Source organism: Pseudoxanthomonas sp. GM95 (genome assembly GCF_900109775.1).
Classification (GTDB): domain Bacteria; phylum Pseudomonadota; class Gammaproteobacteria; order Xanthomonadales; family Xanthomonadaceae; genus Pseudoxanthomonas_A.
On the sequence record NZ_FOAX01000002.1, the window covers coordinates 161,874 to 177,152 of the forward strand.

13 protein-coding genes are annotated in these 15,279 nt (G+C 66.7%); 5 read left to right on the plus strand and 8 right to left on the minus strand.

Features of this window, described 5'->3' with window-relative positions; genetic code table 11:
• Positions 1-10 precede the first annotated feature (10 nt).
• From BMZ17_RS08890 to BMZ17_RS08900, 3 genes are read right to left on the minus strand one after another with little or no spacing between them, the layout of a single operon-like run.
• The gene (locus BMZ17_RS08890; protein ID WP_093138248.1) at positions 11-1,315 is read right to left on the minus strand and encodes a cytochrome c; all 1,305 of its coding nucleotides are present in this window, start codon (positions 1,313-1,315) and stop codon (positions 11-13) included.
• Positions 1,312-3,081, minus strand: coding sequence for a GMC family oxidoreductase (locus tag BMZ17_RS08895; protein WP_093138249.1), 1,770 nt, complete (start codon positions 3,079-3,081; stop codon positions 1,312-1,314). The genes BMZ17_RS08890 and BMZ17_RS08895 overlap by 4 nt, the downstream gene beginning before the upstream one ends.
• 39 nt (positions 3,082-3,120) lie before the next feature.
• Positions 3,121-3,840, minus strand: a complete 720-nt coding sequence (locus tag BMZ17_RS08900) for a gluconate 2-dehydrogenase subunit 3 family protein (RefSeq protein ID WP_093138250.1) — start codon at positions 3,838-3,840, stop codon at positions 3,121-3,123.
• A gap of 505 nt (positions 3,841-4,345) precedes the next feature.
• On the opposite strand from BMZ17_RS08900, the gene BMZ17_RS08905 reads away from it, so the two are divergent.
• Together BMZ17_RS08905 and BMZ17_RS08910 are read left to right on the plus strand one after the other, a co-directional pair.
• Positions 4,346-5,290 carry a hypothetical protein gene (locus BMZ17_RS08905; protein ID WP_093139522.1) on the plus strand — a complete coding sequence of 315 codons (945 nt, stop codon included), beginning with the start codon at positions 4,346-4,348 and terminating at the stop codon, positions 5,288-5,290.
• Entirely contained in the window at positions 5,287-5,649 is a 363-nt protein-coding gene (locus BMZ17_RS08910) for a hypothetical protein (RefSeq protein WP_093138251.1), read from the plus strand. The genes BMZ17_RS08905 and BMZ17_RS08910 overlap by 4 nt, the downstream gene beginning before the upstream one ends.
• Before the next feature lie 87 nt (positions 5,650-5,736).
• Here the strand turns inward: BMZ17_RS08910 and accC are convergent, their stop codons facing one another.
• The 5 genes from accC to BMZ17_RS08935 form a co-directional block, all read right to left on the minus strand.
• Positions 5,737-7,104 (minus strand): acetyl-CoA carboxylase biotin carboxylase subunit, encoded by a 1,368-nt coding sequence (gene accC, locus BMZ17_RS08915; RefSeq protein WP_093138252.1) that lies wholly within the window; start codon positions 7,102-7,104, stop codon positions 5,737-5,739.
• 9 nt (positions 7,105-7,113) lie between these two features.
• Positions 7,114-7,596: an acetyl-CoA carboxylase biotin carboxyl carrier protein gene (gene accB / locus BMZ17_RS08920; protein ID WP_093138253.1), complete on the minus strand. Its 483-nt coding sequence runs from the start codon at positions 7,594-7,596 to the stop codon at positions 7,114-7,116.
• A 249-nt stretch (positions 7,597-7,845) separates the two neighbouring features.
• The gene (locus tag BMZ17_RS08925; RefSeq protein WP_093138254.1) at positions 7,846-8,475 is read right to left on the minus strand and encodes a redoxin family protein; all 630 of its coding nucleotides are present in this window, start codon (positions 8,473-8,475) and stop codon (positions 7,846-7,848) included.
• Entirely contained in the window at positions 8,472-10,742 is a 2,271-nt protein-coding gene (locus tag BMZ17_RS08930) for a protein-disulfide reductase DsbD family protein (protein WP_093138255.1), read from the minus strand. The genes BMZ17_RS08925 and BMZ17_RS08930 overlap by 4 nt, the downstream gene beginning before the upstream one ends.
• Before the next feature lie 94 nt (positions 10,743-10,836).
• A complete protein-coding gene (locus BMZ17_RS08935) occupies positions 10,837-11,256 on the minus strand; it encodes a helix-turn-helix transcriptional regulator (protein ID WP_175485536.1) in 420 nt (139 codons plus the stop codon).
• A 596-nt stretch (positions 11,257-11,852) separates the two neighbouring features.
• On the opposite strand from BMZ17_RS08935, the gene groES reads away from it, so the two are divergent.
• The 3 genes from groES to BMZ17_RS08950 all read left to right on the plus strand — a co-directional run bounded on the left by groES (position 11,853) and on the right by BMZ17_RS08950 (position 15,240).
• The gene (gene groES, locus BMZ17_RS08940) at positions 11,853-12,143 is read left to right on the plus strand and encodes a co-chaperone GroES (protein ID WP_093138257.1); all 291 of its coding nucleotides are present in this window, start codon (positions 11,853-11,855) and stop codon (positions 12,141-12,143) included.
• A gap of 60 nt (positions 12,144-12,203) precedes the next feature.
• Positions 12,204-13,844 (plus strand): chaperonin GroEL, encoded by a 1,641-nt coding sequence (gene groL, locus BMZ17_RS08945; RefSeq protein ID WP_093138258.1) that lies wholly within the window; start codon positions 12,204-12,206, stop codon positions 13,842-13,844.
• A 322-nt stretch (positions 13,845-14,166) separates the two neighbouring features.
• On the plus strand, positions 14,167-15,240 hold the full coding sequence (locus BMZ17_RS08950; protein ID WP_093138259.1) for a 3-deoxy-7-phosphoheptulonate synthase: 1,074 nt from the start codon (positions 14,167-14,169) through the stop codon (positions 15,238-15,240).
• Positions 15,241-15,279 lie beyond the last annotated feature (39 nt).

Consider the following 15,279-nt stretch of genomic DNA (forward strand, 5'->3'; position numbering starts at 1 on the left):
TCGCTAGGGCTTACTTGTGCAGCGAGGCCCGCACCCGCGCCGCGTCCTTGGCGCTCACCGCCGGCGCCTGGTTGGACCAGGCCTGGCGCACGTAGGTGGCCAGCTCGGCCACTTCGGCATCGTCCAGGCGGCTGGCGAAGCCGGGCATCGGCAGCACCGACGGCGCCTTGGCCGTGGACGGCGTGGCTGCGCCGGCCAGGATCACGTGCAGCAAGCCGTCGGGCCGCTTGGCGTTGACCACCGAGGCGCCATCGACATGCGGGAACACGCGCGCTGCGCCCTGGCCGCTGACGAAATGGCAGGCGCCGCAGTTGTCCAGGTACAGGCGCTCGCCGGTGCTCAGGTCCTTGGCGGCGGTCAGTCGGGCGATGGTCTGCTGGCTGGCGGCCGGGTCGAGCTTGGCCGTCGGCGCGGCCGCACCCGGCAGCGACTTCAGGTACGCGGCGATGGCCTGGAGGTCGGCATCGGTCATGTGCGAGGTGCTGTTGGCGACCACGGCTGTCATCTCGCCGCCGACGGCGGCGGTGCTGTTGCGGCCGCCGCTGAGGTAGTCGGTGATGTCCTGCTGCGACCAGTGCGCCATGCCGCGCAGCGCCGGCACCGGCCAACCGTTGAGTTCGCCGCCGGTGAGGAACTTGGCATCGCCGCTGTCCAGTGCCTGCTCGTTCATCGACAGCCCGCGCGGGGTGTGGCAGCTGCTGCAGTGGCCCAGGCTTTCGGTCAGGTAGGCACCGCGCGCGATCTGCTCACTGGCGCCGGCCGGCGCGGTGAAGCCCGCATCGGTGGTGAACAGCGCGTTCCATACCTTTAGGCCCGGGCGCACGCCGAACGGGAACGTCAGCGCCGTCTGCGGCGGCGCGTAGTCGCTCGGCGCCACGCCCTGCATGAAGTAGGTGTAGAGCGCATGCACGTCTTCGTCGCTGATCTTGACGAAGTCCGGATAGGGCATCGCCGGATACAGGTTGGCGCCATCGGCACGCACGCCGTTGCGCAGCGCATCGGCGAACTGCGCTTCGGTGTAGTTACCGATGCCGTGCGTCTTGTCCGGGGTGATGTTGGTCGAATAGATCGTGCCCAGTCCGCTCTTGATGGCCAGGCCGCCGGCGTAGTCGGGCTTGCCCGGCACGCTGTGGCAGGCCACGCAGTCGCCGGCACGCGACAGGTACGCGCCGCGTTCGATCAGCTTGGCGGTGTCGTCCTGCGCGGCGCTGGCGATGGGCGCAGGCCGGGTCTTGTGCGTGGCCACCACGATGCCCAAACCGACCAGCACGACGATAGCCAGCGCAAGCAGGGCGAAGAAGAGTTTCCTGATCATGCCTGCACCATCGGGCCGGGGTTCTTGAGGTACTGCTCTTTGATCGCCTTGGCCGCGAACAGCGTGATCGCGCCGATCATCGCGGTCGGGTTGGCCTGGAAGTTCTGCGGGAAGGCGTTGCCGCCGGGCACGAACACGTTGTGCACGTCCCAGCTCTGCAGGTAGCGGTTGAGCGCGCTGGTCTGCGGGCTGTCACCCATTACCGCGCCGCCGACGTTGTGCGTGGACACGTACTTGGTGATGTCCCAATGCGAATCCAGCGACAGGAAGCTCTCGCTGAAGCTGTCAGGGTTCATCTCCTTGGTGATGTCCAGCACGATCTTGCGCAGGTGCTGCTGCAGCTTCAGCTCGTTCTGCTTCCAGTCGAAGGTGATGCGCAGCAGCGGCTGGCCCCACGGATCCTTGTAGGTCGGATCCAGGTCGACGTAGTGGTCGCGGTAGGACATGCAGCTGGTGGTGATGCTGATCTTCATCGAGTGGTCGTACCAGTCGACCATCCCGTCCTTCCAGCCCTGGCCCCAGCCGGGCGTGCCCTTGGGCAGCGCGGCGCCGATCGGCGCGCCGCTGGCCTGCGAGCTGTGGATCTTCGCGCCGCCCAGGATGCCCAGCGACGGGCCATCGAAGTTGCCCGGCGAGACGTCGTTGAACATCTGCCCGGTCGCCCCGGCGGTGGCGAAGGAGTTGAAGTTCTTGTCCTTGAAGAACAGCGTCGCGCCGCCGTTGCTGAGGAACGCGTAGTTGCGGCCGACCGTGCCGGTGCCGGTCTTGGGGTCATACGGCTTGCCGATGCCCGAGAGCAGCATCAGGCGCACGTTGACGAACTGGAAGCCGGCCAGCACCACGATCTTCGCTGGCTGGTAGACGATGTTGCCTTCGGCATCGGCATAGGTCACACCGCGCGCGGTCTTGCCGTCCGGATGCAGCTCCACCTTCAACACGTTGGCGTTGACGCGATAGGAGAAATTGTCCATGCGCTTGAGCGCATCGAGCACCGCGGTCTGCGGCGAGGCCTTGGAGTAGTTCAGGCACGGATACTTGCTGCAGTAGCCGCAGTAATTGCACGGCGCGATCTGGTTGCCGTACGGATTGGTCCAGGCTTGGGAGACGTTCGCCGACGGATTGGGGAACGGGTGGTAGCCCATCCTGCTGGCCACCTCGGCGAACATCGTGTTGTTGAGCGTGTCCTTCAGCGCCGGTAGCGGTGGCGGGTTGGAACGCGGGCCTTCGAACGGATCGCCACCGGGATGGATGACACCGTTGACGTTGCCGGGATTGGCCGACAGGCCGCAGACCTTGTCGAAGAAGTCCATGTGCGGCTCGATCTCGTCCCAGGTGAACGGGAAGTCCTGCACCTGCATGCCTTCTTCCAGCTGGCCCTTCTTGTAGGCGCCGTCGGCGTAGGTCTTGAGCTTGATGTCGGTCGGGGTCGGGCGGATCAGCACGCCGGTCCAGTGAAAGCCAGAGCCGCCCACGCCGGTGCCGGGCACGAAGGCGCCCCACTTGCGCGTAGGCAGCGCGGTTTCATCGCTGCTGTGGCGCACGGTCAGCGCGCCATCGCGCGGCGTGACCATGATCTTGTTGCGCACCGCGTACGCGTACTGGTCGGCGGGCTTGGGGTAGTTGATGTCCGCGTTGGTGCGGTCCGGGCCACGCTCGAGCGCGCGGACCTTGAGGCCGGCCTGGGCCAGCTCGATGCTCATCAGCGAACCGGCCCAGCCGAGTCCGACGACGACGACATCGACTTCGTCATTGGTGATGTTTGCCACGGGAATCCCTTGGAATACGAAAGAAAGTCGGGCGCGCGATCAGGCGCGGTTGCCCATGACGCTGACCGGGCCGAGCGGGTACTTCACGTTGTGCTGGGTGACCCACTCGACGAAGCTGGCGCGCGCACCGGGAAAGCCGATCGCGATCCAGGCCTTCATGCCCTTGTTGCCGCCGTACATCGGGTCGGAGAGGTAGCCGTTCTTGCTGTCGCCATTGAGCTCACCGAAGAACTGGCTGGGCTTGAGCGTGGTTTCACCCTGCGCGGCGAAGTCGACCTCATTGCCCTGCAGCGCCTTGAGCACCGCGTCCTTGGTCGCGGCGTCCAGGTCGCAGAACGCCTTGCCGTGTTGCGCGCGGCACCACGCGTCGGCCGCCTTGATGCCGTTGCGGTAGATCTGCTGCGGCGAGTACGGCAGCTGGTAGCCCAGCTCGGGCTTGGCGTGGAGGTCGAACGGCCCTTCCAGGTAGATCTCGCTGCCGAAGTCGCCATGCAGCTGCTGGTCGATAAAGATCGGGACGTTGGTCTCCAGCGCGCCCGGGCCCTTGCCGCCGGCCGGGATCAGCCGGTCGCACGCGGCCAGCACGAACTTCCATTCGTCGGCGGAGAAGAACGCGGGCTTGTAGGCGTCCAGGTCCGGCGCGGCCATTTCGGCCGCCTGCGCGGCGGTGAGCAGCTTCAGGCCGATGCCCAGCGTGGGCAGGGCCAACAGAGAGCCCAGCAGGAACTTGCGCCGGGTGGTGGGGGTGGCTGGCAACATGGTTGCGTGGCTCCAGGCAATGACGATGTCGAAGGCGTCAACGTCACGCCTGGGGCGGCCTTCATGCGCGGGGATCGATGCCGGGCGGATGAGCAGGGCCACGCCCAGGGACAGCAGGGCGCGAGGCCCGTCGGTTGCAGCACCGGATCGGCGCTGCGTGCGACTCGTCGCGGGCCGGTGGACCGCTGACGGAACAGTCATGTACGTTGCAGTGCGGCATTATGAATGCGCGTTCTGCCCGCTTTCCGCCTGTATTGATCCAATCATTGGATCGAAACTGGGCGTGGCTTGAATGCATCGCGTCAACTTGCAGGCGGTGGGCGGCTCCGGGTGCGCGTGATGCGACAACCGAGTGACTGCGAGATCCGGGCGGCCGCATGTCCGGCCGGGCGCGCCGTTTGGGGATGCGGGGCGCCGTTGGGAGGGATCTCATCGATTAAACTCCGGCCGCTGTGTGGCGCCGGATGTCAGGGGCGCCATCCATTCCCTGGTCTCGATGCCGTCCATGCCGCTGTTCCGCGCCCGACATTGCTGGCTGTTCGCGCCTGCCGTGCTGCTGGTCGCGGCGTGGTGCTATCGCGATGGGGCCTCGGTGGCGCTGCCGGTGCGGCTCTCCTTAGACGCGCCGCAGGCGGAACTGTCAGCTGCGGGTGCGACTTCGCCTGTAGAGCCGCTGGAATACGCGGATGCCAGCGCTTCGACCGTCGTGCCGGTGGCACACCGCCCAAGTGGCGACTTCGACGGCCAGGCAGACCTGCACCAGTACGCGCTGCAGCTGAAAGCCGCGGCCGATGGCGGCGACGCGCAGGCCAGCTGGCAGCTCAGCCGCGTCTACGACTACTGCGCCGGCTATGCGGTCGATCCGGCCGGCTACCAGGCCGACGACTTGTTGAACGCGCAGGGCGCCGCGCCCGGCGTGCGCGCGATGCTGGCCGCGCGCGGGCGCGTGGCGCAGCGCTGCGCCGGATTTTCCGCCGATGACGGGCTGGGCGCGCCGCTGGTCACCCTGCAGCGCCTACGTGCGGCCGAAGCCGGCAGCTTGGCCGCCGAAGCCGCCTTGCTCGCTCAGGGCAAGCCGCTGGAAGACAGCGCCGACTATCGCCGCGGACTGGTCCAGCGCGTGCTGGACTCGCGCGACCCGCAGGCCTACCTGGCGCTGTCGCCGGCGATGGGCGCGGTCGCCAGTGGCGATGCTTCGTATCGCGGCTATGTGGCCGGCACCCAGTTCACCCAGCTCGCCTGGCAACTGGCTGCCTGCAAGCTGGGCCTGGAGTGCGGCGCCGGCAGCGCGCTGATGACCAGCTACTGCGCCAATGGCGGCATCTGCTCGCAGGACAGCGCACAGGATTTCTCAAGCTTCGTGCTCGACGCCGCGGTCTCGCGGCAGGGCGCGGGCACACTCGATGACATGGTGAGCACGTTGGTCAACGGCTCGGGAGGACGTACATGAAATACCGTCGCTGGAAGCATGGCGCCAAGTTCTGGCTGGGCACGGTGCTGTTTGTCGCCTACTCGGCGCTGGCCGTGGGCGTGGTCATCGTCGATGCGCGCGATGCCAACCTGCGCAACCTCTCCAAGGTGCAGCTGACCACCGTCGCCAGCCCGGAGGCCAAACGCAGCGCCGGCGCGGCGGAAGTGGCGGCGATCTATCGTGCGCAGAGCGGCATGCCGTTCTCCACGCTGCCGGCTGGCTCGACCTTCCAGATCGTCTGGCCCGATGGTTCCACCGAAACCCTGCAGATCGTCGACCCCACCTCATCCACCGGCATCACCCCGGTACGCCACAGCCAGCAGGTCGTGCCGAAGTAAGCGATTGGTTTGCGCACATCGCAGGCAACAAAAAAGGCGGGGAACTCCCCGCCTTTTTCGTAGCTTCACTTCATCGATCGGAATCGATCAGGTCAGCGAGATGGCCTTGGTCTTGCGTTCGGCCAGGCGCTTTTCCAGGTAGTGGATGTTCTGGCCACCGGCCTGGAAGCCCTTGTCGCGCATGATGCGCTGCTGCAGCGGGATGTTGGTCTTGATGCCTTCGACCACCGTCTCGTTGAGCGCCACCTGCATGCGCGCGATCGCGGTTTCGCGATCCGGGCCGTGCACGATCAGCTTGCCAATCATCGAGTCGTAATTCGGCGGCACGCGATAGCCCTCGTAGATGTGGGTATCGACGCGTACGCCGGGGCCGCCCGGCGGATGGAAATGCTGGATCAGGCCCGGATGCGGCATGAAGGTTTCCGGATCCTCCGCGTTGATGCGGCATTCGATGGCATGGCCGTTGAGCACGATGTCGCTCTGCTTGATCGAGAGCTTCTGGCCGGCGGCGATCTTGAGCTGCTCGCACACCAGGTCGATGCCGGTCACCAGCTCGGTCACCGGATGCTCCACCTGGATGCGGGTGTTCATCTCGATGAAGTAGAAGCGGCCATCCTCGAACAGGAACTCGAAGGTGCCCGCGCCGCGGTAGCCGATGCGGACGCAGGCTTCCACGCAGACCTTGCCGATCTGGTCGCGCAGCTCGGGCGTGATGCCCGGGGCCGGCGCTTCCTCGACCACCTTCTGGTGGCGGCGCTGCATGGAGCAGTCGCGTTCGCCCAGGTGGATCGCGTTGCCCTGGCCGTCGGCCAGCACCTGGATCTCCACATGGCGCGGATTTTCCAGGTACTTCTCCATGTAGACCTCGCCATTGCCGAAGGCGGCTTTCGCCTCGGCCTTGGTGGTCTCGATGGAGGACTTCAGCGCCGCTTCGGCGTGGACCACGCGCATGCCGCGTCCACCGCCGCCGCCGGCCGCCTTGATGATGACCGGGTAGCCGATCTCGCGGGCGATCTTGGTGTTGGCGACGATGTCGTCGCCCAGCGGGCCGCCCGAGCCGGGCACGCACGGCACGCCGGCGGACTTCATCGCGCGGATGGCTTCGACCTTGTCGCCCATCAGGCGGATGGTGTCGGCCTTGGGTCCGATGAAGATGAAGCCGGATTCCTCGACGCGCTCGGCGAAGTTGGCGTTCTCCGACAGGAAGCCATAGCCCGGGTGGATGGCCTGGGCGTCGGTCACCTCGGCCGCGGCAATCAGCGCCGGGATGTTGAGGTAGCTCTCGCTCGACGGGGCCGGGCCGATGCAGACTGACTCGTCGGCCATAGCCACGTGCTTGAGGTTGCGGTCGACGGTGGAATGCACCGCGACCGTGCGGATGCCGAGGGTGTGGCACGCGCGCAGGATGCGCAGCGCGATTTCACCCCGGTTGGCGATGACGACTTTATCCAGCATGGGTGCGCCTTAGCCGATGACGAACAGCGGCTGGTCGAATTCGACCGGCTGGCCGGTTTCGCCCAGGATCGCCACGACCGTGCCGGAGGCATCGGCTTCGATCGGGTTGAACATCTTCATCGCCTCGATGATCGCCAGGGTCTCGCCGGCCTTGACGGTCTGGCCCACGGTGACGAAGGCCGGCTTGTCCGGCGAGGGCGAGGCGTAGAAGGTGCCGACCATCGGCGAACGGACCACGTGGCCGTCCGGCAGGGCGTTGCCCGGCTTGGCGGTGCCGCCGGTGGAGGCTTCGGTCGGCGAGCTCATCGGCATCGGCTTGGCTTCGACCGGGGCGGCCACGGCCGCCGGGGCGTAGCTCATCGGCGCCGGGGCGTAGCCGCCCTTGGGCGTGCGGGCCAGGCGGACGGATTCCTCGCCTTCCTTGATCTCGATTTCGGCGAGATTGGATTCTTCCAGCAGGTCGATGAGCTTCTTGATCTTGCGCAGGTCCATGGAGGCCTCTGTGGTTGTGCGGTTGGTACGAAGGAGGAGGGGGCGGACCGGGCCACTGGCCGGGTCGCGCGCAATCGGGTCGTGGGCGGATCAGTGCCGCGGCGGCATCGTGTCGATGCGGACGCCGCGCGGGAGGTGAGTCGAACGGCGTTGGCGATGCAGCAGGTTGACCATCGGGCGCTCCACGACGAAGGCGGCAGTCTGGAGGATGCCGGCAATGCTGTCCAGTTCGCCGAACTTGGCAGTGATTTAATCGCGCGTTTGAATTTTGCCGGCACGCGCCGCCGCGTCGGCGGCCCAGTGGTCGATCTCGCCATGCGCGAAGGGGCCGACCTGCTGCTTCAGCACGCGCCCGTCCGCACCGATGAGCACGCTGTAAGGCAGCACGCCGGCGCGATTGCCCAGCCAGACACTGGCATCGGCCGGGCCCGGGCTTTCCAGCAGCAGCGGGTAGCGCACCGGCACCTGCTGCAGGAAGCCCTGCACGCCTTCGCGCGTATCCAGCGCCAGGCCGACGACCTGCACGCCGTGCTCGCCCTGCGCGGCGGCGAAGCGATCCAGCTCGGGCATCTCTTGGATACAGGGGCCGCACCAGCTGGCCCAGACGTTCACCAGCAGTGGCCGGCCCTTGGCGAGCGCGGCGAGTTCGACGACGTTGCCGTCCAGATCGGGCAGGCGGATCGGCGGCATCGGGTCGCCCGGCGCGGCCGGTGTCACTCCGGCCGGCGGTGCCGGCGCCTGCGCATCCAGTGCGCGTTGCAGCACCTGCTGGCCGGCCTCGGTGCGGTGCCAGCTGCCCTGCGACCAGAGTCCGGCGCCGATCCCCAGCACGCCGGCCGCCAGTGCCACCAGCAGCAGCCGGGTGTTGCCGGACGTCATTGCCCGGCGGCGCGTTTCAGGGCGTCACGAACCAGTTGCGGGGTCAGCACCGTGGGCAGGACTTCGCCATCGCCGCCGCTCTTGGGGAACACCACGTACAGCGGCACGCCGACCGCCTTGTATTCGGTCAGGAACGCGGTAATGGTCGGGTCCACGTTGGTCCAGTCGCCGCGCATCAGCACCGCGTTACTGCTGCGCAGGGCATTACGGAAATCATCGCGGTTCAGCACGGCCTGCTCGTTGGCCTTGCACGACACGCACCAGTCCGCGCCCATGTCCACGAAGACCACCTGGCCCTGCTTGCGCAGTTCGGCCAGGCGCGCGGGCGAATAGGGTTCGCTGCCATCGGCCGAGGCGGTGTTGCTGGTCGCGCTTGGCGGCGGCAGGCGATGCAGCAGCACCAGCGGCACGACCGACACCAGCAGGACGACCACCGCCAGCGTGCGGCGCAACGGCGCGGTCTGGAAACGCACGCGCTGGAACGCCCACAGGCCCAGCGCCAGCACCACCAGGCCAGCCAGGGCCAGCGCCACTGCGTCGATACCGCGCTGCTTGCCAAGCACCCACAGCATCCACACCGCGGTGAGATACATCGGGAACGCCAGCACCTGCTTGAGCGTATCCATCCACGCACCCGGGCGCGGCAGGCGCGAGGCCAGCGCCGGCACCAGGCCGATCAGCAGGAACGGCAGCGCCATGCCCACGCCCAGCAGCGCGAACACCGCCAGCGCCACCGGCAGCGGCGCGGCGAACGCAAACGCCAGCGCAGTGCCCATGAACGGCGCCGTGCACGGGCTGGCCACCACCACCGCCAGCACGCCGGTGAAGAAATCGCCGCCTAGCCCGCTGCGTTCGGTCAAGCCGCGACCGGCGCCGGCCAGGCCGTAGCCCACCGCGAACACGCCTGACAGGCTCAATCCCACGGCGAACATCACGTACACCAGCACCGCGATCACCAATGGCTGCTGCAGCTGGAAGCCCCAGCCCAGCGCCTGGCCGGTGGCGCGCAGGCCCAGTGCGATCCCGCCGATCACCAGGAAGCTCAACATCACGCCGGCCGCATACGACAGCGCGCTCGCCCGGGCATGCCCGGCGCCGCGGCCGCCTTCGGCCAGCGACAGCGCCTTGAGCGACAGCACCGGCAGCACGCACGGCATTACGTTGAGGATCAGGCCGCCGAGCAGCGCCGCCAGCAGCGCGAGCAGCCAGGTGGAGGCGCTGTTGCCCTGCTGGGCGCGGGCCAGGACGTCCGGCGGCGGCGTCGAGCGCGGAACCTCGGCCGGTGCGGCCGGGGCCGGGGTGGCGCGGTCGTTTTCCAGCGGAATCGGCGCGGCGGTGCGCTCGGCTTCGGGCGTGATGATGCCGGCCGGCAGCGACAGCGTCACCTCGCGGGTCATCGGCGGATAGCAGATGCCATCGGTCTGGCAGCCCTGGAACGTGACCTGCAAAGTCGCCTGGGTCGCATCGACGCGATCGCGCTGGACCGGCACCGGCACTTCGATCTGGTCGAAGTACACCGTGACCTCGCCGAAGTGCTCGTCGCGATGCGCGCTGCCATTCGGCCACTTCGGGTTGCCCAGCGACAGTCCCTCGGCACCAGCCAAGGTCATATGGGTGCGGTCGCGATAGAGGTAATAGCCCTTGGCCGGGGTGAAGCGCAGCAGCAGCTGGTTGCCGGTGTCAGCGATGGCTTCGAAGTGGAAGGCGTCTTCCTGCGGCAACGGCGCCTGGTCGGTCGCGCCGCTCGCGGCCTTGCCGAACAGCGGCAGGCCGCCGGCTGGCGTCGGCAGCCCCAGTCCACCCGTGCCCGCGGTCGGTGCGGGCGCACCGCCGGCGCTCGGTTTGACCGCCACCTGCAGCGTGCGGCTCTGCGGCGGGTAGCAGACGCCGGCATCGGCGCAGCCCTGGTAACGCACCTTCAGCGTGACATTGCCGGTGCTGGCGGACTGGCCCGGCAGCAGTGCATCCAGGCGCCCACGGTAGGTCTCCACCGGCCCGAAATACTGGTCGGTGTGCTTGTCGCCGTCGGGCATCTGCAGCGTGCCGGCCTGGAAATCGGCGCCGTCGGCGGTCACCGCCGTCCGGTGCCGGTACAGGTAATAGCCGTCGGCGATCTTCCAGTGCAGCGCGATGCCCTGGTCGGTGGCCTCCGCCGTCAGGGCAAAAGCCTGGTCGACAGGCAACAGGCTGGACTCATCGACTGCAACAGCGGGCAGGGCGAGGGCGGACAGGGCCAGCAGCGTGGCCAGACGATGGATCAGGGACATGCCGCAAAGCTTAGCGAAAGCGGCGGGGTCTGATGGTGTCTGGCCGGCTGCGTTCGCGTCCGGTCTCGCCCCCGGTAGGGCGCAGGGACGGCGCTTAGCTGCGCGTTTCGGGCGTCCTGACCGTCGCGCGCGGGCGGGTGCGCCCGGTCCGTTGCGAGGCCAGCGTCTCCATCACTTCCAGCAACGACAAGCGCGCCTTGAGGGGCGCCTCGCGGAACGCGCGCACGAGGCGGAACTCCAGCGGGTCTTCGACCAGGATCGCCTCGGCGGTGGCGATCGAATCCAGCTCGGCATCGCGCGAGAGCGTCATCGCGCCGCGTCCGGTGGCCAGCCATTCAAATTGAGTCCCGGTCGCCAGGGCGACCTCACGCAGGTGCGACACGCTCGGGCTTTTGCCCTTCGGTGACTCCCAGTGGCTGACTGCACTTCGCTGCACCCCAACCGCTTCTGCTAACTGACTCTGCGAAAGACCCGCAAGGCGTCGCGCCATGCGGACTCGCTCGGGTGCATCCATCAAACCTCTCCGTGGCGATCGCCATCCAGAAACTTTTGTGACCATAGCCAAACGTTCCACGGAGCGGAATGGAAAGTGCCAACAATACTAACCTGTTGACCAAAAATAGGCATACGTTGTTCGCTTTCGGTCTCTAGGTATCGCATGGGACCCATTGGAATAAGGGTTCGGAAGGATTTCTGACCCTTCTGTTCACTAGTGACCCCGGGTTTTGGAGGGGTTCAGGCTTTGCTTCGCCCGCCATTGGTTGGTATCTCTATGTCCGTCGGCAAGGACGTCGACATAGACAGGACGTCGGCGGGGGGAGTTGGCGCAAGTCAGGGCTTGACGGAACCGGATTCCATTACCCATTCCCTAGAAGGGCACGCATGCCGCACATGCGTGCCCTTCTTCATTTCCGGCGCCTGACGCCGCGCTGCGCAGGAATTTCCATTCCCGGCCTTGAAAGGCCGCGCGCACCGCCCAATCTGCCCTGTCAGTCCGATGCATCGCTGCGATGCGGGGCCTGTCGTTTCCAGTGTGCTGGCACTCGTCATATGCGAGTGCTAACATCGCTGACCCTTTCCTAGTCCAATCAATCACTTAAGAGGATTGACATGAGCAATATCAAGCCGCTGTTCGACCGTGTGGTCATCAAGCGTATGGAAGAAGAGAAGCTGTCCGCCGGCGGCATCGTGATCCCCGACTCGGCCACCGAGAAGCCGATCAAGGGTGAAGTCATCGCCGTCGGTGCTGGCAAGACCCTGGACAACGGCACCGTGCGCGCCCCGCAGGTCAAGGTCGGCGACAAGGTCCTGTTCGGCAAGTACAGCGGCACGGAAGTGAAGCTGGACGGCACCGACTACCTGGTGGTGAAGGAAGACGACATCTTCGCGACGCTCGCCTGAGCGCGCGGTTCGTCCGACTTCTTTACTCCTACACATCAAGAACAACTGAGGTAATACGCAATGGCTGCCAAGGACATTCGTTTCGGTGAAGACGCCCGCGCCCGCATGGTGCGCGGCGTCAACGTACTCGCCAATGCCGTCAAGGCCACCCTGGGCCCGAAGGGCCGCAACGTCGTGCTCGAGAAGAGCTACGGCGCCCCGACCATCACCAAGGACGGCGTCTCCGTCGCCAAGGAAATCGAACTGGCTGACAAGTTCGAGAACATGGGCGCGCAGATGGTCAAGGAAGTCGCTTCCAAGACGTCCGACAACGCCGGTGACGGCACCACCACCGCCACCGTGCTGGCCCAGGCGTTCATCCGCGAAGGCATGAAGGCCGTCGCCGCCGGCATGAACCCGATGGATCTGAAGCGCGGCATCGACAAGGCTGTGACCGCCGCCGTCGCCGAGCTGAAGAACATCTCCAAGCCCACCGCTGACGACAAGGCCATCGCCCAGGTCGGCACGATCTCGGCCAACTCGGACGAGTCGATCGGCAACATCATTGCCGAGGCCATGAAGAAGGTCGGCAAGGAAGGCGTGATCACCGTCGAGGAAGGCTCGGGTCTGGAAAACGAGCTGGACGTCGTCGAGGGCATGCAGTTCGACCGCGGCTACCTGTCGCCGTACTTCATCAACAACCAGCAGAGCCAGTCGGCCGACCTGGATGATCCGTTCATCCTGCTGCACGACAAGAAGATCTCCAACGTCCGTGACCTGCTGCCCGTGCTGGAAGGCGTGGCCAAGGCCGGTAAGCCGCTGCTGATCGTCGCCGAGGAAGTCGAAGGCGAAGCGCTGGCGACCCTGGTGGTCAACACCATCCGCGGCATCGTCAAGGTCGTGGCCGTCAAGGCCCCGGGCTTCGGCGACCGTCGCAAGGCGATGCTGGAAGACATGGCCGTGCTGACCGGCGGCACCGTGATCTCCGAGGAAGTGGGCCTGTCGCTGGAGAAGGCCACGATCAAGGATCTGGGCCGCGCCAAGAAGGTGCAGGTCACCAAGGAAAACACCACCGTCATCGACGGCGCTGGCGACACCGGCGGCATCGAGTCGCGCATCAAGCAGATCAAGGCGCAGATCGAAGAGACCTCTTCGGACTACGACCGCGAGAAGCTGCAGGAACGCGTGGCCAAGCTGGCCGGCGGCGTGGCCGTGATCAAGGTCGGTGCTTCGACCGAGATCGAGATGAAGGAAAAGAAGGCCCGCGTCGAAGACGCCCTGCACGCCACCCGCGCTGCAGTGGAAGAAGGCGTGGTCCCGGGCGGCGGCGTCGCGCTGATCCGCGCCAAGGCCAACCTGGGCGAGATCAAGGGCATCAACGAAGACCAGAACCACGGTATCGAGATCGCCCTGCGCGCCATGGAAGCCCCGCTGCGCGAGATCGTCACCAACGCCGGTGAAGAGCCGTCCGTGATCGTCAACAAGGTCAAGGAAGGTTCGGGCAACTTCGGCTACAACGCCGCCAATGGCGAGTTCGGCGACATGGTCGAGTTCGGCATCCTGGACCCGACCAAGGTGACCCGCACCGCGCTGCAGAACGCCGCGTCGATCGCCGGCCTGATGATCACCACCGAAGCGATGGTGGCCGAGTCGCCGAAGAAGGACGAGCCGGCCATGCCGCCGGGTGGTGGCATGGGCGATATGGGCGGCATGGGCTTCTAAGTCCCGCTTCCCTCGCACCACGCTCTCAGGAGAGCCCCGCCGCAAGGCGGGGTTTTCTTTTGCGCGATGGAGGCGCTGCGCCGAGTTGCACATGAAACATTCGCGCATCGCGAAAAGTCGTGTTATCAATGCCCTCCAATGAACGCCTACCGCGCCCGCTATTACTTTTGGTTTCCGAAGCCCACGGCGGAGGAAGGAGCGCGTTCACCCTGAAGAAACCCTTCAGACGCATCCCGAAAGCCGCCAGCGAAACTGGCGGCTTTTTTGTTGCCAGCGCACCTCGCGGTCCCAATCAAGACACGACGACAAAGAGACTTTCCCGATGGCCCCGCTCACCTCAGACCTGCGCATCCGCAAGATCGAACCGCTCGCCACGCCCGCCGAGCTGATCGAGGAATTCCCCTGCGATGACGCGGTTTCCGACACCGTCGCAGGCGCGCGCGCCGCGCTGCACGAGATCCTGCACGGCCGCGACGACCGCCTGGCCGTGGTGATCGGCCCGTGTTCGATCCACGACCCGAAAGCGGCGATGGAATACGCACGGCGCCTGCGTCCGCTGCGCGATGCGCTGGGCGGCGAGCTGGAAATCATCATGCGCGTGTACTTCGAAAAGCCGCGCACTACCGTCGGCTGGAAGGGCCTGATCAACGACCCGCATCTGGACGGCAGCTTCCGCATCAACGAAGGCCTGGCCACCGCGCGCAACCTGCTGCGCGACATCAACGCGCTGGGCCTGCCGGCCGGCTGCGAATACCTGGACGTGATCTCGCCGCAGTACATCTCCGACCTGGTGGCCTGGGGCGCGATCGGCGCGCGCACGACCGAGAGCCAGATCCACCGCGAAATGGCCAGCGGCCTGTCATGCCCGGTCGGCTTCAAGAACGGCACCAGCGGCGACGTGAAAATCGCCGTCGACGCAGTCGGCGCGGCGTCGCATCCGCATCATTTCCTGGCCGTCACCAAGGATGGCCAGTCGGCGATCGCCTCGACCACCGGTAACCCCGATTGCCACGTGATCCTGCGCGGCGGCAAGACGCCCAACTTCGATGCGGCCAGCGTGCAGGCGGCCAGTGAGGTGTTGAACAAATCCGGCCTGGATGCGCGCCTGATGATCGACGCCAGCCACGCAAACAGCAGCAAGAAGCCGGAGAACCAGCCGGCCGTGATCGACGACATCGGTACGCAGCTGGAAGCGGGCGAATCGCGCATCGTGGGCGTGATGGTCGAAAGCCATCTGGTCGCCGGCCGCCAGGATCTGGTCGAAGGCCAGTCGCTGACCTACGGTCAGAGCATCACCGACGGCTGCATCGGCTGGGACGATTCGGTCGCCGTGCTCGAACGCCTGGCCGCGGCGGTCAAGGCGCGTCGCGCGCGCAAGGTGTCGCAGGCCGCCTGAGCCGCGACGTGTTCCACCAGGGCCGTGATCACGGCCCGG

Excerpts from the sequence above, each read along its gene's own strand:
- BMZ17_RS08890 (WP_093138248.1), bottom strand. The coding sequence starts at position 1,315 with ATGATCAGGAAACTCTTCTTCGCCCTGCTTGCGCTGGCTATCGTCGTG.
- BMZ17_RS08900 (WP_093138250.1), bottom strand. The coding sequence starts at position 3,840 with ATGTTGCCAGCCACCCCCACCACCCGGCGCAAGTTCCTGCTGGGCTCT.
- BMZ17_RS08905 (WP_093139522.1), top strand. The coding sequence starts at position 4,346 with ATGCCGCTGTTCCGCGCCCGACATTGCTGGCTGTTCGCGCCTGCCGTG.
- BMZ17_RS08910 (WP_093138251.1), top strand. The coding sequence starts at position 5,287 with ATGAAATACCGTCGCTGGAAGCATGGCGCCAAGTTCTGGCTGGGCACG.
- accC (WP_093138252.1), bottom strand. The coding sequence starts at position 7,104 with ATGCTGGATAAAGTCGTCATCGCCAACCGGGGTGAAATCGCGCTGCGC.
- accB (WP_093138253.1), bottom strand. The coding sequence starts at position 7,596 with ATGGACCTGCGCAAGATCAAGAAGCTCATCGACCTGCTGGAAGAATCC.
- BMZ17_RS08925 (WP_093138254.1), bottom strand. The coding sequence starts at position 8,475 with ATGACGTCCGGCAACACCCGGCTGCTGCTGGTGGCACTGGCGGCCGGC.
- BMZ17_RS08930 (WP_093138255.1), bottom strand. The coding sequence starts at position 10,742 with ATGTCCCTGATCCATCGTCTGGCCACGCTGCTGGCCCTGTCCGCCCTC.
- BMZ17_RS08935 (WP_175485536.1), bottom strand. The coding sequence starts at position 11,256 with ATGGATGCACCCGAGCGAGTCCGCATGGCGCGACGCCTTGCGGGTCTT.
- groES (WP_093138257.1), top strand. The coding sequence starts at position 11,853 with ATGAGCAATATCAAGCCGCTGTTCGACCGTGTGGTCATCAAGCGTATG.
- groL (WP_093138258.1), top strand. The coding sequence starts at position 12,204 with ATGGCTGCCAAGGACATTCGTTTCGGTGAAGACGCCCGCGCCCGCATG.
- BMZ17_RS08950 (WP_093138259.1), top strand. The coding sequence starts at position 14,167 with ATGGCCCCGCTCACCTCAGACCTGCGCATCCGCAAGATCGAACCGCTC.